Genomic DNA, 417 nt, shown 5'->3' on the forward strand with positions numbered 1-417 from the left:
TTCTAAGGTGTCATGCTTTTGGTTTCCATTGCCGGATTGCTGGTTTCCAATTTACTGGAACGGCGGTTTCCCAAAAACCGGACAGTGGTGTCACGGAGCCCGGAATACTCACCTCCGGGAAGGCCCGCGCAGCCTAGGAAATACGTGCTTTCAGCGGTATAATCAGAGCAGTTTTGAAAGGACGTACACACCATGAGCATTACGGATTTCGGCAATCGAAGCAAAGACGAAATAATCGAATACCTCATCGACGAGCACAACGCCATGGAACGCGAGACAGCCCAGCTCCGTCAGGAGCTTGCTGAGGCTAAGGAGACCATTGAAGAGTTCAAGCGTATGATCTTTGCCTCACGATCCGAAAAGAAACACGTCGGTTATGATAACCCTGAGCAGCTGACACTGATGGACCTTTTCAAC

1 protein-coding gene is annotated in these 417 nt (G+C 50.1%); it reads left to right on the forward strand.

Annotated features, from left to right (window positions below; all coding sequences use genetic code 11):
* Positions 1–192: 192 nt before the first annotated feature.
* On the forward strand, positions 193–417 hold a 225-nt coding region (locus ACTNC3_RS11555), incomplete at its 3' end, for a hypothetical protein (RefSeq protein WP_441227522.1).

The organism is Oribacterium sp. HCP3S3_B9 (genome assembly GCF_052064255.1).
Taxonomy (GTDB): domain Bacteria; phylum Bacillota; class Clostridia; order Lachnospirales; family Lachnospiraceae; genus Oribacterium.